Here is a 20,175-nt window from a genome sequence, read left to right as displayed (position 1 = left end):
GATCAGCCGATGGCGGCACTGTCCGACTGCAACAGCGCGCTCGGGCTTTCGACCGCCTCAGCGCCCGGACCCGATCCGAAAAGGGGGGTCGGTGCTGGGCGCAGATCTGGCGAGGGCAACAGCCCGGCCCTGGCTCGTGGGTGGCCTCAGCGAAGAGCCAACACGGGCCTGGCTGGTTTGAGACCATGAGGGCACCGCGCTTCCACACGAGAGGTCACCCATGTCGTCCCTGCTCCGTGTCGCTGTACCCAACAAGGGGTCCTTGAACGCCGAGGCGGTCGCGTTGCTGCATGCGGCCGGGTACCAGCAGCGCACCGACTCCAAGGAACTCGTGGTCACCGACGAGACCAACGGGATCGAGTTCTTCTACCTGCGCCCCCGCGACATCGCCACCTACGTGGGCTCGGGGCAGCTGAACATGGGTATCACCGGCCGCGATCTCCTCATCGACTCCATAGCCCCGGCCCAGGAGATCCTCGCCCTGGGGTTTGCCCGCTCCACCTTCCACTTCGCGGGCCACCCCGAAACCGCTCAGAGCGTGCAGGACCTGGACGGTAAGACCATCGCGACCTCCTACCCCGCGGTAGTGGCCAAGCACCTGGCCGACCTCGGCGTTGAGCCAGCCGGGATCGTGCGCCTGGAGGGTGCGGTCGAAACCGCGCTACGCCTGGGCGTAGCGGACGTGATCGCGGACGTGGTGGAAACCGGTGCGACTCTGGCGCACCTGGGGCTGGAAGTCATCGGTGAGCCCATCATGCGTTCAGAAGCCATCGTCATCCGAGGGCAGTGCGACCCCAGCACCGACACCTCGCAACGCTTCCTGCGGCGTCTGAGCGGCGTTTTGGTGGCTCGTGACTACGTGCTGCTCGACTACGACATCGAGGCCGCTCACCTGGACCGGGCCCTGGCGGTCAGCTCCGGCAAGGAGGGCCCGACCATCTCACCGCTGCACCGCAAGGGCTGGTCGGCTGTGCGGGTCATGGTGCCTGCCGCGCGAGCGCACACGATCATGGATCAGTTGGAACAGGCAGGTGCCCGGGCCCTCTTGGTCACCAAGATCCAAGCGTGTCGGGTATAGCCCCGCCCGCGGGGCGATCGTGACATTGCGAAGGAGGCCCGGACCAGGCCTGCACCAGGGGCGGGCCTCCGGCGTCGGTGACCAGCAACCCGACCTCTGCTTCAGATAGCCCGGCGCGCTTCCTTCCTTTTTGCCGTTCACCGGACCAGGTTCAGACCGCACCTAAGGATCACGCGATGGCCAACTCTGCTCATCGGCTCGGCTGGGGTGAGCTGCCCGACCACCTCACCACCGCTTTCATCGACGTGTTCGGCGCTGCCGTGGTCGACGAACAGCGCCAGGTCGGGGGGTTCAGTCCGGGGCTGGCGTCCCGGTTGGTCCTGGCGGACGGGCAGCGGGTGTTCGCCAAGGCCATCCACTCCAGGCGCGATCCGCACGCTCCGGGCCTGTACCGGCGCGAGATCCAGGTGAACCAGACGCTTCCCCTGCAGGCCCCTGCGCCCCGTCTACGCTGGTCTTTTGACGACGATCACTGGGTGATGCTCGTCTTCGACGACGTCGCCGGGCACACCCCGGCCCAGCCCTGGCAGCAACACGAGCTGGAGCGGGTCGTGGCCACTCTCGCTGATATGGCCGATGCCCTCACCCCCGCCCCCGTCGGCACGGTGCCAGCCTCCGAGGACCTGGCCGTTGCCTACTCCTCATGGAGCCGGTTGAGCTCCGGTGCAAGCTCAGCGCACGTTGAGGCACTCCCGGCCTGGGCCAGGGAGAACCTGGGGCTGCTCACCGACCTGGAGAAGGACTGGGCAACCGCGGCCACCGGCGACACGCTCGCCCACACCGACCTGCGCGCGGACAACATGCTCCTGACCCCAGAGCGGGTGGTGCTCGTGGACTGGCCCTATGCGGTGGCGGCGGCGCCGTGGCTGGACCTGCTGATGCTGTTGCCGTCCGTGGCCGCTTCCAGCCCCCAGGTCGACCCCGAGCAGGTATGGCACCACTACCCCCACGCCTGCGGGGTGGAGGCAGGTGCCGTCAACGCGGTGCTCGCCGCGCTCGCCGGGGACTATCTCACCCAGTGCCAGCAGCCCGCCCCGCCCAACATCCCCACTCTGCGCGCCCACCAGCACGCCAAAGGAGAAGCGGTTCTTCGGTGGCTGCGCGCACGGCTGAAGTGCTGACCCATCGGCCAGTACTGGAGTGTCGCCTACGGTTGCGCCAGCTTGATGAGGGCGGTCTCGAGAGCCGGGCCAGGTCCCGCCTCACGTGCCCACCCAGCAGGTCCGGACCCTGGTTTGCGTGACAAAGTCCAGGCCTCGGGACCCACCGGTTCGCTCCTGCTTCGAACGCAGCGCGCGGACTGACCGCAGCTGGACCAGCAACACCCCACCACCAGGGGCGGCGTAGGAGGTTGTCGCACCGGCAGGGTAGCCGGGCAGGGCCCAGTGCGTGGAAGGTTCAAGTGTGCAGCGAAGGTAAGGAGCCTGTCCGTTTCGGCCTGCGAGCGGATGTGGTCTCGATTAGAGTCGTGCCCATGACCTCGTTGGAACGCCACGATCAGGTCCAGCCCGGCTCCCCTTCCGCACCGCGATTGGTCGTGTTGAGGGGTAACTCCGCCTCAGGCAAGTCCACCGTGGCCCAGACCCTACGGACGGAGTACGGGCGGGGACTCGCGATCATCGGCCAGGACGTAGTACGCCGCGAGATCCTCAGGGAGCGGGACCGCCCAGGCGCCGCCAACGTCGAACTCATCGACCTCATGGCCCGCCACGCCCTGATCCACGGATTCCACGTGGTGCTGGAGGGCATCTTCTACGTGGCCCACTACGGGGACATGCTCACCCGCCTGATCCGCGACCGCCCGGGGGTGGCCCACTGCTACTACTTCGACATCCCCTTCCCCACCACCCTGGAGCGCCACGCGACAAAACCCATCGCAGATAAGGTCGGTGAGACCGTGCTGCGTCAGTGGTGGCGGCCCCGTGACCTGCTCCCCGGCGGGGTGGAGGAGGTCATCGACGAACACAGCAGCCTCGATCAGAGCGTGGCGCGAATCCTGAAGGACAGCGGCCTGGCGCCCCGGGAAAGTCAGGTCTGAGGGCCCCTTCGCCTCTGAGAGCCGGTGGGCTCGCCGCCGTGTCCTGGTTGTCACCTCAGCTCCCTAAAATGCCTGCCTACCAGCACCAATGCAGGCGGGAGGGCCCCATGCCCCTGACCCCGACACAGGGAACGATTCTGGCTGCGATCCACGCCCTGACCGCCGAACACAAGTACGCGCCGACGCTGCGGGAGATCGCCGACCGTGCGGGCATGGCCAGCCCCTCTGCTGTCTCCCGTCAGATCGACCGCCTGGTCGAACTGGGCTATGTGGACCGTCAGCCCGGAACCCCTCGCAGTATCCGCCTGGCCCACGGTCTCACTCGCGCAGCAGTACCGACCCGCCCCGAAGAGGCGGTCGGGGCCGTGCGCGATGCCCTGTGCGGCACCACCCTGGGTGCGCTGACCGTCGGGCAGCGGGTGAGCACCAGCGCGCCCCGCCGGGTGGGTCAACTCCACCACGCCTGCCCCGGGGTGGAGGCGGTCCCGATCCGAGGCAACGTCCCCCCACGGCTACGGCAGATGCGCGAGCGGGGCTTGTCCGGGGTGGTGCTGGCCGCAGCCGGGCTGCACCGGCTGAGTCTGCAGGAGAACATCACCCAGTACCTGGACCCCACCCAGTGGCCGCCTTCCCCGGCCCAAGGGGCGATCGCGGTGCAGGTGCGCTCCGCCGACACCGCGCTGGCGCGGGTGGTAGCCGCAGTGCACGACGCGGAAGCTGCGGCCACCACACAGGCCGAACGTGCGCTCATGCAGATCTTGGGGGGCGGCTGTCACGTACCCACCGGCGCCTACGCCAGCATCCACGCCGGGCAGCTGCACCTGCTCGCCCAGGTGACCTCAACCGATGGCCGTGCCACCATCCGCGCCGAGGCCACCGGCGAGACCGATCACCCGGAGATGGTGGGTGAGCGCGTGGCCCAACTGCTCCTTGAGAAGGGGGTAGAGGCCGTCCTGGCTTCCAACACCTGAAGCACAGGCCGTGGACAGGGCCCACACCCGATGGTGTGAGTGCGGCGGGGCTGTTCGGGCGGTGTAAAAGCGGGCGAGCAGGGAAATCACTGTTCTGGCTGAAGACTCGCCGCAGCCCGACAACCCGGCCGTGTTCTCCCCCTCCACGAACGGACAGACCCCATGTACTCCGCCCCTGTTTCCCCCCGGTTTCGCGGGCTCATCCTCGACTTCGTCGGCGTCCTGACCACCGAGGTGGGCCCCTCATTGCGGCGCTGGTGCGTGAGCCAAGGCCTGCCCGCCCACGCCTGGAGCCACACCCTGGGGCGCCATCCCGAAGGGCGCCGCCTGTACCAGGAGCTGGAGGCCGGGCGTTTGGCCCAGGCCGAATGGAACCGGCTGACGGCCCCGCTGCTGCAGGTCGAGGATCACGACAACCTCATGGGCCGTGTCTGGGCGCAGGCGCAACCGGCTGCGGAGATGATCGAGCTGGCGCGCGCAGCACGTCGCGCCGGCCTGCGCACGGCGGTGCTGTCCAACAGTTTCGGCCGCGACCCCTATGACCCCTACCAGGTGCTCGGTGTGAGTGGGCTGTGTGAGGTGACGGTGCTCTCGGAGGTGGAAGGTATCGCCAAGCCCGACCCTCTGATCTACCAACGCACGGTGGAGCGGCTGGGCCTGGACAGCACCGAGTGCGTGTTCGTCGACGACCACCCCGACAACCTCACCCCCGCTCAGGAGCTGGGGATCACGACCGTGCACGCCGACGGCAGCCCAGGGCTGGCTCAGCGGGTCGCGAAACTGCTAGGCCTGGGCCCCACCCAGGAGAGCACCTGAGGGTTCACCCCTGCCCGGAGCGCCAGCTACCGCGGTACGGGGAGAGCTTGCAGAACGCGCCAACCCGGACCTGCTCTCTGACCGGAGTCGGTCGGCGCTGCCCGAACGACTCCGCGGGCTCAGCGGTCTTGCTGCTCATCTGGTGCGGTGCCTAGCCCTTCGACACCATGGTGCCCATGAACTCCCGACACCCCTCGTCACCACAGGTTGGTTCCTCCACCACCCTCACCTACGGATCCTTCACCATCGAGGTGACCCCGGGCGTGCTCACCGCGCCGACGGTCGCCTGGTTCCAGCAGGGGGCATGCCCTCTCATGGCCTGGGCCCTGGCCCACCAGGCCGCCCAGCACGGCCACGAATGGGAGTTGGCCATCATCGGAGATGCCCTCAACTGGGGCGATTGGTGGCACATGGGCGCTGTGACCGAGGACCAGCGCTACTTCGTTGACGCCGGTGGGGCTACGGACGTCGAGCAGGTATGCGAACAGTGGCAACAGCAACACCACCAACGCCGTCACCCTGAACGCGACACCGCGCTGCGAGCGGTCCAGGCCTCCTTCTTCCATCTGATCTGGCACGACCCGCGCACGGTCGACCCGCCTACCCGCAAGGTGACGCTGGGGTTCGCCGATCACATCCTGACCACCGAAGGGTTTGTCTGACGCCTGCCCTCGGAAGGCCGCGAAACCGCACACGAAGGAGAGGCCGATGCATTCACGATGCGGCGCCTGCACGGGCCTGGCCACACTGCATGACCCCGTACCTGCGATCACCCAGTACGCCTCGCCCGGCTTGATCGAAAGAATCGCCTACCAGGGGTACGCCCCGGGAGAGGATCCGGCCTGGAAGGTCTCAGGGGCGGCTTCACGTGGGGAGTATGCCCGGTGGTGTCGGCACGCCTGCGGGATGGCGAGTTTGCGTATGGTGCTGGTGCACCGTGACGGGCACGCCCCGCCCCTCATGGAACTCCTGCACGAAGTCCGTCGGGCCGGCGGGTACCTGGAGCAGGCTGACGGATCAGTCAAGGGCCTGGTGTACGCGCCGTTCGTGGAGTACGTGCGTGGCCATCACGGTCTGGACGCGCAGGTCCGCACAGACCTGGACACCACAGCGATGCGCGCGGAGTTGGACCGCGGGCGGATGGTGTTGGTCTCGGTCCACAAGGAGATCCGCCGCCCTCACCTTCCTCCACCAGGAAAAGGCGGGCACTTGGTGTTGGTGATCGGCCACCGAAACGGGCGCTTCCACATCCGTAACCCGTCCGGGCACACCCCTGATGCGGTCTCGGCCGTGCTTTCTGCCTCAGAGATCTCCCAGTTCTCCACTGAGCGGGGCATCGTCGTTGACCCCACCGGATCCTGATACGGGCTGTGCCTGGCGTGCGGGCTGCCAGCCCTCCGCGGCCCCGAATACCCGTTCCGGTGTTGTCGACAGCTTTGAGAGGAGCCCGTGAAGGCATGCCGAGGACCTCGAACGCTTTGCCTTGCGAACTCGCCCTGTGGGTCAGGGCCCGATTCGGTCCGCTGCACGTGGTCGCTGACGTGTCCTGGCCCCGGGCCGACTCCCGGGTCTGGCATGTGAAGACCAGCACGCAAGCGGTCTACGTCAAGCTCAGCCCCGATATTGCTGACCATGCACGCGAGCGTGCTGGCCTGGCCTTCGCGGCCCAAGCTCTGGACCCTCATCAGGCGCCGCGGGTGCTGGCCGCCGACGAGTCCTTGTTGGCGCTGGCGACCTCTCCTGTGCCCGGGAGCATCGTGCGAGGGCTGAGGCTGTCCGCCGGCGAGGAGCAGCGTGTCTATGCCCGCGCTGGCGCACTCGTGCGCCGTTGGCATGAGCGCTCTCCTGAGCCCACGAGCGTCGATCGCGCGAGGATTTCCACCTCGATCGCCGAGCAGGCTGGCGAAGCCGACCAGATCTTGGCCCTGATCACGGAAGCCACCACCGCCGCCCAGCGGGCTCTGGTCAGGGACGCGGCTCTGGAACTGTCCCGGTGCGCTCCCGCAACGCCCGTGGTCTATCGCCACGGCGACTACGCCACCCGCAACTGGCTCTGGGATCCCCGCCGTGGGCTCGGGGTCATCGACTTCGCCAAGGCAGCCCCGGGGCCGTTGGTGGAGGAGTTCGTGTGGCTTCATGGGGCGGTGTGGCTGCAACGCCCTGATCTGCGGGCTGCGTTCTTCGACGGCTACGGGCGCGAGCTGTCACAGGCCGAGGAACGCGCTCTGCAGCTGCTGACCGTGCGCCTGGCTGCCTCCTACCTGGCCACCGGTCTTACTCAAGGTGATGCGGCGCTGGTCGAACGTGGTCGCCACGGGCTGGACCGGTTGGTACGAGCCTCCAGATGAAGAGCACTATCGGAGGGCCCCTGCAGTGCGCTCTCTGCGGCGCGCGCGGTTGCTACCCAGGAACCACCAACTGCATACTGTGACAGATTAAAACTCTAGGTAATGAGAGGGTGGGGTTCAGTTGCCCAACTTATCTGAGGCGACCAACGACGATCCCAGCCACGAGTTGACTATGGAATAAACTCGCCTGTTTCAGGGCACACTCGATAAACTCTGCCGAAATTATCAAAGGGAACTGCAACAGTTCAAGAACGCACAAGCCAACCTGGGGCGGTCGCGTGAACAGTCTCGGGACGCGAAGTTCAATGTGTGGCTGTTGCGTAAGCGAATGACCGACATCGAAGACCTTTACTCAAAACTCCACTTCTACATGCTTTCAGGGGCGGTGTTGAATCCCCGCTCTGGAGAGCTGCTGCGCCCCGGGCCGCGGACCAAGCGCATCCTTGATCTGTTGGAGAACTCAGCACCTGAATGGTGGACGGCGCGCATGATCGTTGAGGCGTTGGCCCGCGATTACACCCTTAACCAGACCCGCACCACGTTGGATTACTTGGTGCGTCAAGGACGCGTGCGTAAAGAGCGCCGTGCGGAGGGGGTGTCCTACTCGGCCCACCTCGCTGTTCCTCACCACAAAGAGGAAGCAGGACCGGCCCTTTCCTAGCGGCGAGGGACCACACGAGGACAACATGGCCCGAGCCAGCGCTGCGCACGCTGGCTCCGCGAGTACGGATTCGCCCGTTTGCCCACCTACGTGGGTGCTGCGCTGGTAGCGTCGCACTCGGACGCTCCCGGGGCAGGCTAATGACCAAGACCCACCTGATCGCTGACTCCCGCCGCAGGGCCCTGGACATCGTGGCCCGCGCGAGCCGCGGATCCGGCACCGTTTGCTGACGCTCGCCCCCACACCCTGCGCCAGCTCGCCGCCCCTACTGACACGCCCCCGTCCTGTGATACCTCAACCATGAGAATGGGAAGCTGTGACGATCCCAACCCGAATCGTTTGGGTGGTCGCACCCCGCCCTGAGATTCCTTGGGCCTACGAGTCGCGCGCCGTCCAGGTCTTGGACACCTGCCCCCTCTGTGGAGAGCGCCGAGGCCGAGTCCTTCCTTCGGACCCGACACAAGGTGCGGTCGACCGCTGGGAAAACCTGTGCGGCCACAAAGAAGCATCCTGCCATCTCCTCTCGGAAGCCAGCGCCTTACCAGCCGCCCTCGAAGTGTTCGACGCGCTGGGGGTGGACCTCGGAATCCCCGATCTCACCCGTGACCGGATCTACCTGCTCCCCGGCCTTAGTCCCGGCGGCGACAGGCGCCCGGGAGCCTTATACAACTCCCAGAGGAATCGCAACACGCAAGTGTCCGTCCTCAGCCACCTTTACCTGGAAGGAGTCTGGGAGGCGGTTGTGTACCAGGGCGACGGCCAGGGTGAGGTGACCGCGCTGTTCCGCGAAACCTATGCCGGGTCGAAAGCAGAACCCCCGGTTGCAGCGATCCGCGCAGGCGTTCGTGCCGCTCTCTCGCCCCCACGCTGACAGTCGGCCACTGCTGACCACACCAAAACGGAGCATCATGTCTGAACACACCCTGCGATCGCTAGAATCCCATTGCCCACGACCGCGCCGCCCGGTTTGTGCATAGCCCGAGCAAGGGCTGCGCACGCTGGCTCCGCGAATACGGATTCGCCCGTTTGCCCACCTACGTGGGTGCTGCGCTGGTAGCGTCCGTGCTCTCGCCCCCTCCACGAAGGTGCCTTGCATGAAACCGCTACCCCCCGGACCGCTCACTCTGGCGCAGATCCAGGAGTACGTGTCCAAGATGGAGCTGGAGCGCGGGTTCGCCGACAGCACCACTGTGGATCAGGCCCTGAAGCTCGCGGAGGAGACTGGGGAGGTGTGCAAGGCGGTGCGCAAGAGCGCTTCGCTCAGCATGGACCCCAACAGCAGGGTCGGGGAACTCGGCGCGGAACTGGCCGATGTGCTGATCTATGTCGCCTCGATCGCGAACCGGGAAGACATCGACCTGGGTCAGGCCCTGCGGGACAAAGAGCTCGTGAACGAACAACGCACCTGGCATTGACCCCTCCCCTAGCAGCGACCCCAGGTGATCAAGCCGGGGACGCTCGCGGGTGGTTCTCGCCGCCCCAGCCACGACTGGTATCTGGCCCAGACCGCCCCGTGGATCCCCACCCCTGACGATGCCCCTGCCCATGAGCGTGTCGTGCACTCCCCCGTCCCCGGAGCAGTCCAGCTCCTGCAGGTGTGAACCTCTCACCCGGGCCCCGACCCCCTCCTCTCGGGGACGGGCCAGCCCAAGGGGAGAGGTTCGGGAAAGTAGCGGTGCGCCGGGGCGCTGGTGGTTACGCTGTCCCCGACCTGCCCCCTGGTACATGAGGAGCCCTGGTGGACCAACTGGACCAGTCCTCGCTCAAGGCCTGCACCTGTGGTCCGGTGCCGGTGGTGATGAACCTGGACCCCCCGTGGTACGAGCTGATGTGGACCGGTCAGAAGACCCACGAGTTCCGACGCCGCTTTCTCACCGGGTCCCCGGCGCAGTGGTTCGTGTACCTGACCGAGCCGGAGAATCGGCTGTGTGCGGTGATCGACCTGGACGTCGCGATCGAGGACACCCCTGAGCAGATCGCGCAGATCGCCGAGCGGATGCAGGCGGGCAGCGCTGCCACCGTGGATCCCTACCTGGCCCGCGGGGGCCGTTCGGTGGGCTACGCCATGCCGATCCAGCGCGTACGCCAGTACACGGGGTTCACCGCAGCCGAGTTGGAGCGGATGCTCAACGAGGTCTGTCCCCCGCAGGGCTACATCCGCCTCGACCAGCACCCCGGGTGGCGGTCGGTGTGCGACACGCTGCTGACCACCCCGCTGGAGCGCGAAACCACGATCAGCCCCGCACCTTGACCCCCTGCCCGCGTTGGAGGGGCGCTGGACGATGAACCACAGACCCGTTTGTTGGCTACCCCCAGAAACCGAGGACGTGACTCCTCCCACCGCTGAAGCGGTGGGCTTCTCCTGCCTCCATTCAGAGGACGGGAAGGACCAGCCCGGCCCTGATGCCAACGTTGACCGCTCCCACCCGGTCGGCGTGCTCTGTATAGCCGCACTGGAGGCAACGGAACTTCTCCTGTGCGGGGCGGTTGTTCGCACTGGTGTGCCCGCACGATTGGCGCGGGCAGGTGCGCGACGTGTTGCGGGCATCGACCGGGATCAACTCACGACCGGCGCTCTCAGCCTTGTGCGCGAGGATTCCCAGGAACACCCCCCAACCCGCATCCTGGATGCTCTTGTTCAGCCCGGCCTTAGCGGCGGCGTTGTTCGCAAGGAACACGCCTCGCTGCTCGGGGTCGGTCTTGGGTGCGGGCTTCCTGGTCATACCCGCGATGTTCAGGCGTTCGTGCGCGATCGCCTCGAACGAACGGATGAGGTCAAGGGCGACCTTGTGGTGGTGATCGAGGCGTTGGCGCCGCACCTTCGCGTGAAAGCTGTTGACCCGGGCCTGTGCCGCACGGTGCTTACGCGTGCGCTTGTGCGCCTTGACCCGCTGGGGGAAGGCGGACAGGTTGCGCTGTGCGAGGGCCAGTTTGTGAGCCGAACGCGCGAGGAACCGGGGGTTGTCCACGTGCTCACCCTCGCTTGTGGTGAGGAAGGAGGCCACACCCATGTCGATACCGGCCACACGCCCGGTCGGCTCCAAGGGTTGGGCCGGTACCTGGTCGCAGGCCAAAACCAGGAACCACCGGCCGCCCTCGCGCTTGACGCTGACCATCTTCACACGCCCCTTGACCGGGCGGTGCTGGTGGACACGCACATGCCCCACACCCTGGAACCGCACACGGGTCACCGCATCTTGGGGTGTGGAGTCCCACCGGCAGCCGTCCCCGTCCTTGGGAAAGACCACCGTGTCGAACCGGCCCACTCCACGGAACCGGGGATACCCGGGCTTTTGACCGGCCCTCACCCGCCTGAAGAACGCCTGAAAGGCCTTGTCCAGGCGCCGCAACGTGGCTTGCTGGCAGGAGAAGGACCAACGCCCCTGCCGCTCGGGATCAAACGCCCGGATCTCTTTGAGCTGTGCCGACTGGTCGCCGTACCTGATCTTCGTCTTCGAAGGGTGGGCGTAGGCGTCGCGGCGTTCCTGCAATGCTCCGTTGTACAAAGAGCAGTGGTCGCGCAGCATCTGCGTGAGGGATGCCTCTTGGCGCTTGGTAGGGCGAAGAAGGAACTTGTACGCGCGGATCACGTACCCTCTCCCTTTTTCCACGGGCGTTCCCGCTGGGTGTCGATGTACCGCTGCACCGTGTCAGCGCTGACGGCTCCCACGGACGCGGCGAAGTACGACGAGGACCACAGGGTGGGAAGCTTCGACCTCAAATGGGGAAACTCCTCACGCAGAACGCGCGATGTGTACCCCTTGAACTGGTTGGCGACGTATGACGCCGATGCCTTGGGGTCGTGCTTGACGAACAAATGCACCTGGTCGGGCATCACCTCGACTGCGATGATCTGCCAACCGCGCTCATCGGCCTTGGACCTGAGCAGTTCCTCCAGGCGCTGTGCCACGCCTCCACCGAGTACCGGGCGGCGGTACTTCGAACACCACACGACGTGGAGTCCGAGGTCGTACACGCCACCGGAGAACCGGCGAACCTTGCGAGTCACAGACACGAGAGAAGTATACAAGCGCCACAGGTCTACTTTCTGTGCCCTGTAGTGGACGCCGGACCGCCTACCGGCGGCTCGGCTGCCCTTGTCCCGCTACGCGGGAAACCCGATCCCCCACCGACTAAAGCCGCTTGTCCCCTCAGGAGGATTTGATGGGCCCCGAGCTCACCGAACTCATCACCTCTCACACCGGGCGCATCACCGACGTGAGCCCTCTCGCCGAGGGCAGTGACTACTCGACCACTGCCGTGGTCACCAGCGAGCAAGGGCGCGTGTTCCTCAAGGCAGTCCCCGATCGCCCTGGGGGCGTGCTGTCCGAGGTGGAGCGTGAGGGTCAGATCAATCCGCATTTGAACGGGCTGGCCCCCGCCTTGCTGTGGCAGGCCCGCGGGGCCGGATGGTTCGCGCTGGGCTTCGAGGTGATCAAGGGTAGGTCGGCCGACTTCACCCCGGGATCACCAGACTTGCCCCGCGTGGTGCAGGCGGTGGGCCAGATCACCGCTCTCCCTCTCCCGGAGGTGGCCCGCCTCTGGGTGGAGACCCGGTGGGACCGTGCCCTGCCCGGAGAGATGGTCAAGGTCGTCCGGGGGAACCACCTGACCCATGCGGACCTGCACCCGCGCAACATCCTCATCGACCACACCGACCGGGTGTGGGTGGTGGACTGGGCGTGGCCCACCGTGGCGTCGGCGCTCGTGGCACCCTCGTGCCTGGCCGTGCAGCTGGTGTCCTCGGGCCATGACGCGGCCGATGTGGAAAAGCTCCTGTCGGCGTCCGCGATGTGGGGGCGGCTTGATCCGGACGCGTTGGCGGTGTTCGCGCGGGCTGATGTTCGGATGAACCGGCACTACGCGAGGATTCGCCCCGGGCAAGAGTGGCGGACGGCCTTGGCCGACGCCTCACAGAGGTGGGCCGAGCACTGGGCCGAATAGCCATACGCCGCAGCCGCTCGCTCCTGACTCATTCCTTGACCGGCGGGTGTTCCCGGGTGGTGAGACCAGTGTCTAGGGCTGAGCCTGCCCGAGAGCGAGCTCGGCGCATCGCCACGACAGTTTTCGGGCGTAGTCGATGTGCCCGACGGCCGCCGTCTCGACGTCTCGCACATCCTGGAGTGTGACGGCGGGCAGAGCACGTCGGGCTCGCTCGGTGTTGATGGCCTCCAGGAGCAGAGCCCGTTCAGCGAACACCCAGGCTGGGGCTGTCTCCTCCCCCTGTGTGCGAAAATCCGGGCGCGCGTCTTGTCGGGCAGTCTCACGGCGCAGCACACCATGCTCTGTGAGGAACACTGCGTTGCCCTTCATTTGGTTCGACACCAAGTACTCCTGAGCCTCAGTGCGCGCCCAAGCACATCAACGAGGCGGGGCCTCATCGGCTGCCCCAAACGGGCAGTAGAGCAGAGGCAGGATGGTTACTGTGCTGAGGGAATGTCGGCACGTCCCCCGGAGATCCCCGTGAGCGCCACTACCACTCGATCCTGGCGAGAGCTGCTGGCCGCGCTATTGCGAGGCCAGGACCTGAGCGAGGCCGAGACCCAGTGGGCGATGAGCCAGGTCATGGATAACGCCGCCGACCCCGCCGAACTGGCCGGGTTCCTCGTTGCTTTGCGAGCCAAGGGTGAGTCACCCCCTGAGATGGCGGGTCTGCTCAACGCCCTCATGGCACGCGTCGTGCCCCTGCAGGTCGACGGCGCCACCGTGGTCGACATCGTCGGAACCGGCGGCGATGGTGCCCACACCGTGAACGTGTCCACCATGGCCGCGATCGTGCTCGCCGCGACCGGAACCCGCGTGGTCAAACACGGCGGCCGCTCTGTCTCCTCTCAAGCGGGCTCCGCAGATGTGCTCGAAGCGGTAGGCATCCCCTTGGATCTGGACCCCGCACAGGTCACCCAATGCGTCCAGACGCTCGGCATCGGGTTCACTTTCGCTCCCGTGTTCCACCAAGGCCTGCGCCACGCAGCACCGGTACGCAGAAAGCTGGGCGTGCCCACGGCCATCAACTACCTGGCCCCGCTCACCAACCCGGCCTTTCCCGCCACGTCCCTGGTGGGCTGTTCCAACACCGCGCTGGCCCCCGTGCTGGCCCAAGTCCTGGCCGACCGGGGTGCCACCGCTTTAGTGGTGCGCGGTGACGATGGACTGGACGAGATCACCACCGCAGCGACCACCCAGGTATGGGCGGTCACCGAGGGACGGGTCGAGCAAAATCAACTCGACACCGCCGAGCACGGGCTGCCACGTAGCGGCCCCGACGCCCTGCGGGGAGGAGACGCCACCTTCAACGCCAGCGTGATGCACCGGGTCGTGGAGGGAGAGCGCGGGCCGATCAGGGACGCGGTTCTGGCCAACGCCGCCGGCGCCTTGGCCGCCTACCAGGGATGGACGAACGGGCTGGACACGGCGTTCGCAAACACTCTGGAAACCGTTTCCGCAGCCGTGGACTCCGGTTCCGCCCACACCCTGCTGCAGGACTGGATCAAGCTGTCCCGATCCCTGTCCTTGTCCTAGAAGCACGGTGTGAGGGGCACTCGGTGAATACACCCCTGGTGGCGAGCCCTACGAGACTCAACAGAATGGATCTCGGGACCTGTGGGACGAGGTCGCAGCTGCGGGGGATGAGTGGGCCCGATGCGGGTCCCTGGGCCGAGACCGGTTGGGGATGACCGTGGACGAGAGCGGGACTCATCTGTGGGTGGATGCTCCGGCTGCAGTAATGCATTCACAACAGAGGCAACCGCGCCCAGGACTCGGGACCAGGCGTCCTCGGCGGGAAACAATTCCTTAACCGCGCAGCCTTAGCGAGACGCATGTGTCATCTGCGGCCGAGGAGCCCAACCCGGCCGGGAGTTCGATCTTGTGCACGGGCGGCGTGGCGGGAGAACAGCGTCCCGGTCAGTTCCTCCGTCGTTGGGGTGGTGAACCGCCAGGTGCTGTATCCCTCTCCCACAGCTCACGCCCACGGACCCGGATCATTCCGGTGAACGGGCGGTCGCAGAAGTCACCCAGTTGTCGGCCAGTGCGCAGCTGCGTCGATTCGCCGCTGTTGTCCGGTCCGTTGAGGCTGACGAATCCGGTCACGAAACCTCGTCTTCCATATACGCCTCGCCGGCAGGGGCCAGCAGCGCCACAAGGCTATGGACGTTCGCTTGGGCGAACTCGGCAAGCTGAGTCGGCAGCAGGTTGATCTCCGAAAGGGCAGCGCGTGTGGCGGGAACGCTGGCCACCTCGTAGGTGCCGCGCCCGGGGTCGATGAACTCGGCTCCAGTACGGCGAGCCAAATCCATGGAGCACAACCGAGCGGCGAAGATGTGTTGAAGACCCACGCCTTTGGCGAGGTGGTCCGTGATGAGGAAGACCTGGCGGACCTGGTCGATCTTTCCCCCGAGCTCCTCCAAGACCTCCCGGCGCAACGTGGCCTCGATGTCAGCATCTTCCGGCTCCAGTCCGCCGCCCACCGTGACCCAGTAGGGCTCCCGCCCTGGCCTGGTGCGCTTGATGAGCACCAGCCGCCGTTCTGTGTCGAACAGGAGTGCGCGAGCACTCTGCTTGACGATCTCGGCCATGTCCACTCGTGCGCGGTCAATCTCCTGCGGTGTGACGGTGTGGGCGGCCGCGCCCAAGCCAGCGAACGAGCGCATCCAGTGCGGTGAGACGGAGCCGGTCTCGTCGACCTGCCACGACCACATCAGGCGACCGCCACACTTCAGCTCCCGATCCAAAGTCTCAACCGTGGCTCGGGTGGGTCTTACATGCCCCTGCTCCCAACAGCTGACCGTGGCGCCAGCCCGATGCACTATCCGCCCCAGGTGTGCCTGGGTCATCTCAGCCGAGGAGCGAACCTCGTGAAGCATGTCACCGAACGTTTGCGCGGTCATGCACGGACCGTACGCAGATTTGCCGATATACGTCGCCCTGTTGATGTACATCGAAGCCTTCATGTGACCTGGAGCGCATGAACATCGAAACTGGCTCCGGGCCTGCTCCTTCATCGGGGGAACGTCCGACCCGCCAGAGGGCTTGCCCGGTCTTGGCGCCACCATCGAGGCCCACCGTCAGGGCAGCGACCATCCGAATCCGCTGCGAGTCCAGGAAGGCCCGTGTCACGATCTTGAGATGAACAGCAATGAGACTGACCCCATCCTCAGCGCTGCCGAAGTGTCCCCGAGCCTCGACGCCGAGGCGCTGCACGCGGCGATGGTCGAGCGCATCAAAGACCGCCAGCGCAAACTCGGTGCCCCGCTCCCGCCAAGGGTGGAACGCGCTCTGAGTGCGGTTCCACGACACCTGTTCACACCCGGCGCGGAGTTGGAAGCCGCCTACGCCGACGAGTCGGTGATCACCAAGACCGACGAGGGCGGCGTCAACCTCAGCGCGGTCTCCGCACCATCGACCATCGCCGGGATGCTCGCCCAACTCGGTGTGGAACCCGGCCACCGGGTGCTCGAAATTGGCAGCGGGGGCTACAACGCGGCTCTGCTGGCCGAACTGGTCGGGCCGGAGGGTGAGGTGACCACGATGGACATCGACGCCGAGGTGGTGGACCGGGCACGGCACTGCCTGGACCAAGCAGGGTATGGCCGAGTGCGGACCGTGTGCGGTGACGGCGCGTTCGGCGTTCCCGATTTCGCTGCCTACGACCGGCTGATCGTCACCGTGGGCACCGAGGACATCCCGGCGGCCTGGGTCGACCAGTTGGCCCCGACCGGCCGGATGGTGGTACCGTTGCGCACCCGGGCTCTGATGCGGTCCTGGGCTCTGGACCGCGATGGCGATCGGCTGATCAGCCGATCCCACATGATGTGCGGGTTCGTACCGATGCAAGGTGCAGGCCGCCACCAGCGCAACCGGATCGACCTGCAGGGCGGAGCCGTCACCCTGTGGGTCGACGAGGGCCCCGATATCGACGCCGCGGCGATGGAGAAGGCGTTGTCATCTCCACGCGCCCAGGCATGGTCGGGTGTGACCCGCAAACGCGGAGAGCCTTTCAGTGATCAGGACCTGTGGTTGGCGATCACTCTGGAAGGCGGATGCGTGCTCACCGCCACCCAGGACGCGGTGGAGCAGGACGTGGTCGCCCCCTCCTGGCGTCTGGGAACCCCGGCGTTGGTGGACGGAGCGAACCTGGTCTACCGGGCCAAACTGCGTCCCCTTGGAGAGGCCGGCGACACCTTCGAGTTCGGTGCCTTTGCCCACGGCCCCGATGCTCAACGACTGGCCGACCAGTTGACCGAGCGGTTCCGCGTGTGGGACACCCATGTGCGTAGCCGACTCCAACCACAGATGGTGGTCTATCCGGTCGGCACCGACGCTGTCGACCTTCTTGACGGTTACCTGGTGGACAAGCTGCACACCCGCATCGTGCTGTCCTGGCACGCACCGACCAGCTGACCCCTTGGCCCGCCCAGTGGTCGAAGAGCAAACCCATGGGTTACGCCCTCACAAGGACGAAGATGAGGTCCTACAGGTTGACGTGAGCTTCGTGGCCACCGGCGTCCCTTCTCGAAGAGTGGAGACCAAGGACTGCATCAGCGACGGCTGCGGCGCAGGAGGAGCACACCGTTGGCCAGTTGGAAGAGCCCATGTGCTAACTGCGGGTCCGGTAACGTACCGTGCCAGAGCACAGGCTGCGTACTACCGCGCGCGGGACTTCCGGCCGTCCACCGTCGCTGAGTCATGTCTGAAAGCGGTACCCCGATGACGAACACGCCCCTGCTCCTGGTCGATGGCCACAACCTTTTGTGGCGCGCGGCCTTCGGCTTCCCCGCGGAGATCCGCTCCCGCGACAAGACGCGCGACCTGACCGCCGTCTTCGGGTTCTTCGCCCTGCTGCGTGTGGCGATCCGCGACGAGTTCTCCGAACCGCCCGAGGTCCTAGTGGTGTTCGACGGCGAGCACGGCAGCGACGACCGTAAACAGGACGACGCCGATTACAAGGCCAACCGCCCCGCCGACGGTGACGCCCTCAAACCGATCCTTGCCCTGCCACAGGTCAAGCAGGGCCTGGACCTACACAAGGTTGCGTGGATCGAGATCGAGGACGCCGAGGCCGACGACGTCATCGCCACCCTGGTCCACCTGGATCCGCAGCGTCCGACTCGCATCTTCTCCACCGACCGCGACTACTACCAGTTGCTCACCGACCAGATTCACGTCCTCAACACGTGCATGCACCCGGGCAAACGCCACATCGGCCCCGCCCAGGTGATCGAGCGCTACGACATCACCCCGGCGCAGTGGTCCTCCTTCCGGGCCCTGAGCGGGGACAAGAGCGACAACATCCCCGGCGTCACCGGCATCGGAGACAAGACCGCCGCCCGGCTCCTGGCCAACGGCGCCCAGGTCCATGACCTGACCGCTGCTGAGCGGCTCACCGGCCGGGCCGGGGAGCGTGTCCGCGCCCAGTGGGATCAGGTACTCACTTGGCACCGGATGATCACCATGGACACCTCCGTCCCCCTCCCGGCCAAACCCTCCAACATCCCCTCTCCCCCGCTGCCCGCGCCCGCTACGGTCGTGGAAGGGCTGAGGCTGTGGTGAGGCCACCGACGCCGGGTCGGTAGTGCTCGGTGAGGAGAGATGAGTGGCTGAGCTATCTAAGGTGGTCACCACCCATGCACGCCATAAATAGAGCGCTCAACCCAAGCCCGGATCCCTTCAGCCGGGTATTCGATGATGGTGTGTGGGAGTTCCCTCGGATCGGCCCAGCTCGGGCCAGCGCATGGATCGTGGCCGTGGGGCGGGGCAGCTCTTGATAGCGGACAGCAGCGCTTTTGCCCCCGTCGTGGTGAGGACCTCACGAATGCCTGGCCATTATGGGATCGATCCATTCCCAAACGGTGCGACGTACTACGCGCCGCCTTGACACCAGCCATCCACGGCCACGGTCGTGTACCTGGCGCTCATCCTCTACTTCAACGGCCTGCTTATCCCCGACCCTCGACCAGCGACCAGCCGACCACCTGAGCTCCCCCAGACCCACGCACCCGAAAGAAACCAGCTGCACCGCACCCGAAGAACTGCAAGGCTCACCCGGTATGGAACCCACCACCTCTGAGCCCCGGATCGGTGACGCGTTCGGGCGCACGCTCCAACGCTGCTGGGCGGCCGGCATGGCGCCGGGCGCTGCCTTTGAGATCACCGAACGCGATGACGGCTACATCAGCACCGCCGATGCCCTCCGCTACTTCACCCCCCTCGACGACCTCTCCGACTTGGACCAGACTGCGGTAGCGCTGGCTCGGGGCCGCATCCTGGATGTGGGCACGGGGGCCGGACGCCACGCCCTAGCCCTCCAACAGCAAGGCAAGGACGTGGTAGGACTCGACCCGTCCCCCGGTGCCGTCGAGGTTGCCTGCCAACGCGGGGTCGCCGCCGAACTCGGGTCCATTGCCCACCCACCCGAAGGGATCGGCACTTTCGACACCCTGCTACTTCTGGGTAACAACCTCGGACTCCTCCAAGGAGCACAAGCGGCCCCTGGGGTGTTGCGTCAGCTGGCGTCGCTGGCCCGCCCCGGGGCCCTGCTGATCGGTACCGGCATGGATCCTGCTGGTAGCGACCCCGATCACGCCGCCTACCAGGATCGCAACAGGATTCGGGGACGAATGCCCGGCCAGATACGCATGCGTGTCAGGGGCGGGGCCGTGGCCACCGAATGGTTCGACTACCTGCTGCTGAACCCGCACGAACTCGACCGGCTCATCCAGCCCTCCCCGTGGCGTTGGGAAACCATCCACGAGCAGGGGCCCAAGTACCTGGCGGTGCTACACCTGAATCCCAGCTGAGGGTCAGGGGTGGGCCTGGTTCATCGCCTCGTTGGTCGGGCAGGGCGCGCCGTGGTGGTATCGGCAGTGGCCGCACGCCCTCGGTGAGCGGGCACCATGAGCGGTGCACCGCCACGAGTTCGGCTCCAGGCCCCAGTTGATGGCGGTTGGTGTCGATGTCGACGTTACGGCCGCATTCGATGCGCTCCCAGTCGGGGTCCTGTGCCTCCAGCTGGGCTCGGGGGTGCTCGGGCACCGTCTGGCGCAGAGCACGCACCGCCCTCACTTCGGCTTTCCAGCGGGCCCTACGCTGACGGGACCGGCCGATCTCGGACTGCGCGGCGGAGACTGCCTTGGCGAACACCACCCGCCCGTCGGCCAGGCCGCGGCGTGAGGCCATGCCGGGCGAGTAACCGCCCGTTTGGGAGTGGTCTGCGATGACGCGCGCCCATGGCTGTTTCGATCAACGACCGTAGGTTCGGGGGTAGA

General features: G+C 66.6%; 20 protein-coding genes. 16 read left to right on the top strand and 4 right to left on the bottom strand.

Annotated elements, in window-relative coordinates:
• Positions 1 to 220: 220 nt before the first annotated feature.
• The 11 genes from hisG to BQ8420_RS18920 all read left to right on the top strand — a co-directional run bounded on the left by hisG (position 221) and on the right by BQ8420_RS18920 (position 10,163).
• Complete coding sequence (gene hisG, locus BQ8420_RS18970) at positions 221 to 1,078, top strand: ATP phosphoribosyltransferase (RefSeq protein ID WP_235006360.1); 858 nt, start codon at positions 221 to 223, stop codon at positions 1,076 to 1,078.
• Between the two features lie 176 nt (positions 1,079 to 1,254).
• A complete protein-coding gene (locus BQ8420_RS18965) occupies positions 1,255 to 2,199 on the top strand; it encodes a phosphotransferase (RefSeq protein WP_087100473.1) in 945 nt (314 codons plus the stop codon).
• A gap of 353 nt (positions 2,200 to 2,552) precedes the next feature.
• Positions 2,553 to 3,116, top strand: coding sequence for an AAA family ATPase (locus tag BQ8420_RS18960; RefSeq protein WP_087100472.1), 564 nt, complete (start codon positions 2,553 to 2,555; stop codon positions 3,114 to 3,116).
• Between the two features lie 107 nt (positions 3,117 to 3,223).
• Complete coding sequence (gene hemC / locus BQ8420_RS18955; protein WP_160049355.1) at positions 3,224 to 4,087, top strand: hydroxymethylbilane synthase; 864 nt, start codon at positions 3,224 to 3,226, stop codon at positions 4,085 to 4,087.
• A 162-nt stretch (positions 4,088 to 4,249) separates the two neighbouring features.
• Positions 4,250 to 4,903 carry an HAD-IA family hydrolase gene (locus BQ8420_RS18950; RefSeq protein WP_087100471.1) on the top strand — a complete coding sequence of 218 codons (654 nt, stop codon included), beginning with the start codon at positions 4,250 to 4,252 and terminating at the stop codon, positions 4,901 to 4,903.
• Positions 4,904 to 5,079: 176 nt separating this feature from the next.
• The gene (locus tag BQ8420_RS18945) at positions 5,080 to 5,565 is read left to right on the top strand and encodes a hypothetical protein (protein ID WP_087100470.1); all 486 of its coding nucleotides are present in this window, start codon (positions 5,080 to 5,082) and stop codon (positions 5,563 to 5,565) included.
• A gap of 46 nt (positions 5,566 to 5,611) precedes the next feature.
• The gene (locus tag BQ8420_RS18940) at positions 5,612 to 6,265 is read left to right on the top strand and encodes a C39 family peptidase (RefSeq protein ID WP_087100469.1); all 654 of its coding nucleotides are present in this window, start codon (positions 5,612 to 5,614) and stop codon (positions 6,263 to 6,265) included.
• Positions 6,266 to 6,360: 95 nt separating this feature from the next.
• Entirely contained in the window at positions 6,361 to 7,251 is an 891-nt protein-coding gene (locus BQ8420_RS18935) for an aminoglycoside phosphotransferase family protein (RefSeq protein ID WP_087100468.1), read from the top strand.
• A gap of 328 nt (positions 7,252 to 7,579) precedes the next feature.
• Positions 7,580 to 7,912 (top strand): hypothetical protein, encoded by a 333-nt coding sequence (locus BQ8420_RS31500; RefSeq protein ID WP_143847400.1) that lies wholly within the window; start codon positions 7,580 to 7,582, stop codon positions 7,910 to 7,912.
• A gap of 1,094 nt (positions 7,913 to 9,006) precedes the next feature.
• A complete protein-coding gene (locus tag BQ8420_RS18925; RefSeq protein WP_200815988.1) occupies positions 9,007 to 9,327 on the top strand; it encodes a MazG nucleotide pyrophosphohydrolase domain-containing protein in 321 nt (106 codons plus the stop codon).
• A gap of 323 nt (positions 9,328 to 9,650) precedes the next feature.
• Positions 9,651 to 10,163 (top strand): hypothetical protein, encoded by a 513-nt coding sequence (locus BQ8420_RS18920; protein ID WP_235006358.1) that lies wholly within the window; start codon positions 9,651 to 9,653, stop codon positions 10,161 to 10,163.
• Positions 10,164 to 10,284: 121 nt separating this feature from the next.
• Here the strand turns inward: BQ8420_RS18920 and BQ8420_RS18915 are convergent, their stop codons facing one another.
• Both BQ8420_RS18915 and tnpA read right to left on the bottom strand, forming a co-directional pair.
• Complete coding sequence (locus BQ8420_RS18915; protein ID WP_087100465.1) at positions 10,285 to 11,502, bottom strand: RNA-guided endonuclease TnpB family protein; 1,218 nt, start codon at positions 11,500 to 11,502, stop codon at positions 10,285 to 10,287.
• Positions 11,499 to 11,921, bottom strand: coding sequence for an IS200/IS605 family transposase (gene tnpA, locus BQ8420_RS18910; RefSeq protein ID WP_143847398.1), 423 nt, complete (start codon positions 11,919 to 11,921; stop codon positions 11,499 to 11,501). The genes BQ8420_RS18915 and tnpA overlap by 4 nt, the downstream gene beginning before the upstream one ends.
• 155 nt (positions 11,922 to 12,076) lie before the next feature.
• Here tnpA and BQ8420_RS18905 point away from each other — a divergent pair, with 155 nt between their 5' ends.
• Complete coding sequence (locus BQ8420_RS18905) at positions 12,077 to 12,856, top strand: hypothetical protein (RefSeq protein ID WP_087100463.1); 780 nt, start codon at positions 12,077 to 12,079, stop codon at positions 12,854 to 12,856.
• Between the two features lie 72 nt (positions 12,857 to 12,928).
• Here the strand turns inward: BQ8420_RS18905 and BQ8420_RS32005 are convergent, their stop codons facing one another.
• Positions 12,929 to 13,111 carry a hypothetical protein gene (locus BQ8420_RS32005; protein ID WP_087100462.1) on the bottom strand — a complete coding sequence of 61 codons (183 nt, stop codon included), beginning with the start codon at positions 13,109 to 13,111 and terminating at the stop codon, positions 12,929 to 12,931.
• A 264-nt stretch (positions 13,112 to 13,375) separates the two neighbouring features.
• On the opposite strand from BQ8420_RS32005, the gene trpD reads away from it, so the two are divergent.
• Positions 13,376 to 14,431 (top strand): anthranilate phosphoribosyltransferase, encoded by a 1,056-nt coding sequence (gene trpD / locus BQ8420_RS18895; RefSeq protein WP_235006357.1) that lies wholly within the window; start codon positions 13,376 to 13,378, stop codon positions 14,429 to 14,431.
• A 566-nt stretch (positions 14,432 to 14,997) separates the two neighbouring features.
• Here trpD and BQ8420_RS18890 read toward each other — a convergent pair.
• Complete coding sequence (locus BQ8420_RS18890; protein WP_087100491.1) at positions 14,998 to 15,486, bottom strand: NUDIX domain-containing protein; 489 nt, start codon at positions 15,484 to 15,486, stop codon at positions 14,998 to 15,000.
• A gap of 550 nt (positions 15,487 to 16,036) precedes the next feature.
• Between BQ8420_RS18890 and fxlM the strand changes: the two genes are divergently transcribed.
• The 3 genes from fxlM to BQ8420_RS18875 all read left to right on the top strand — a co-directional run bounded on the left by fxlM (position 16,037) and on the right by BQ8420_RS18875 (position 19,707).
• Positions 16,037 to 17,311: a methyltransferase, FxLD system gene (gene fxlM, locus BQ8420_RS18885; protein WP_087100460.1), complete on the top strand. Its 1,275-nt coding sequence runs from the start codon at positions 16,037 to 16,039 to the stop codon at positions 17,309 to 17,311.
• 306 nt (positions 17,312 to 17,617) lie between these two features.
• On the top strand, positions 17,618 to 18,460 hold the full coding sequence (locus tag BQ8420_RS18880; protein WP_200815987.1) for a 5'-3' exonuclease H3TH domain-containing protein: 843 nt from the start codon (positions 17,618 to 17,620) through the stop codon (positions 18,458 to 18,460).
• 497 nt (positions 18,461 to 18,957) lie between these two features.
• On the top strand, positions 18,958 to 19,707 hold the full coding sequence (locus tag BQ8420_RS18875) for a bifunctional 2-polyprenyl-6-hydroxyphenol methylase/3-demethylubiquinol 3-O-methyltransferase UbiG (RefSeq protein ID WP_160049353.1): 750 nt from the start codon (positions 18,958 to 18,960) through the stop codon (positions 19,705 to 19,707).
• The last annotated feature ends 468 nt before the right edge of the window (positions 19,708 to 20,175 follow it).

It is taken from the genome of Nocardiopsis sp. JB363 (genome assembly GCF_900143625.1).
Taxonomy (GTDB): Bacteria; Actinomycetota; Actinomycetes; order Streptosporangiales; family Streptosporangiaceae; genus Nocardiopsis.
This window is presented reverse-complemented; position numbering and strand designations above follow the sequence as displayed.

Excerpts from the sequence above, each read along its gene's own strand:
- BQ8420_RS31500 (WP_143847400.1), top strand. The coding sequence starts at position 7,580 with ATGACCGACATCGAAGACCTTTACTCAAAACTCCACTTCTACATGCTT.
- BQ8420_RS18960 (WP_087100472.1), top strand. The coding sequence starts at position 2,553 with ATGACCTCGTTGGAACGCCACGATCAGGTCCAGCCCGGCTCCCCTTCC.
- fxlM (WP_087100460.1), top strand. The coding sequence starts at position 16,037 with ATGAACAGCAATGAGACTGACCCCATCCTCAGCGCTGCCGAAGTGTCC.
- hisG (WP_235006360.1), top strand. The coding sequence starts at position 221 with ATGTCGTCCCTGCTCCGTGTCGCTGTACCCAACAAGGGGTCCTTGAAC.
- BQ8420_RS18890 (WP_087100491.1), bottom strand. The coding sequence starts at position 15,486 with ATGGCCGAGATCGTCAAGCAGAGTGCTCGCGCACTCCTGTTCGACACA.
- BQ8420_RS18925 (WP_200815988.1), top strand. The coding sequence starts at position 9,007 with ATGAAACCGCTACCCCCCGGACCGCTCACTCTGGCGCAGATCCAGGAG.
- BQ8420_RS18905 (WP_087100463.1), top strand. The coding sequence starts at position 12,077 with ATGGGCCCCGAGCTCACCGAACTCATCACCTCTCACACCGGGCGCATC.
- BQ8420_RS18945 (WP_087100470.1), top strand. The coding sequence starts at position 5,080 with ATGAACTCCCGACACCCCTCGTCACCACAGGTTGGTTCCTCCACCACC.
- BQ8420_RS18950 (WP_087100471.1), top strand. The coding sequence starts at position 4,250 with ATGTACTCCGCCCCTGTTTCCCCCCGGTTTCGCGGGCTCATCCTCGAC.
- BQ8420_RS18875 (WP_160049353.1), top strand. The coding sequence starts at position 18,958 with ATGGAACCCACCACCTCTGAGCCCCGGATCGGTGACGCGTTCGGGCGC.
- BQ8420_RS18940 (WP_087100469.1), top strand. The coding sequence starts at position 5,612 with ATGCATTCACGATGCGGCGCCTGCACGGGCCTGGCCACACTGCATGAC.
- BQ8420_RS18965 (WP_087100473.1), top strand. The coding sequence starts at position 1,255 with ATGGCCAACTCTGCTCATCGGCTCGGCTGGGGTGAGCTGCCCGACCAC.
- BQ8420_RS18935 (WP_087100468.1), top strand. The coding sequence starts at position 6,361 with ATGCCGAGGACCTCGAACGCTTTGCCTTGCGAACTCGCCCTGTGGGTC.
- BQ8420_RS18880 (WP_200815987.1), top strand. The coding sequence starts at position 17,618 with ATGACGAACACGCCCCTGCTCCTGGTCGATGGCCACAACCTTTTGTGG.
- hemC (WP_160049355.1), top strand. The coding sequence starts at position 3,224 with ATGCCCCTGACCCCGACACAGGGAACGATTCTGGCTGCGATCCACGCC.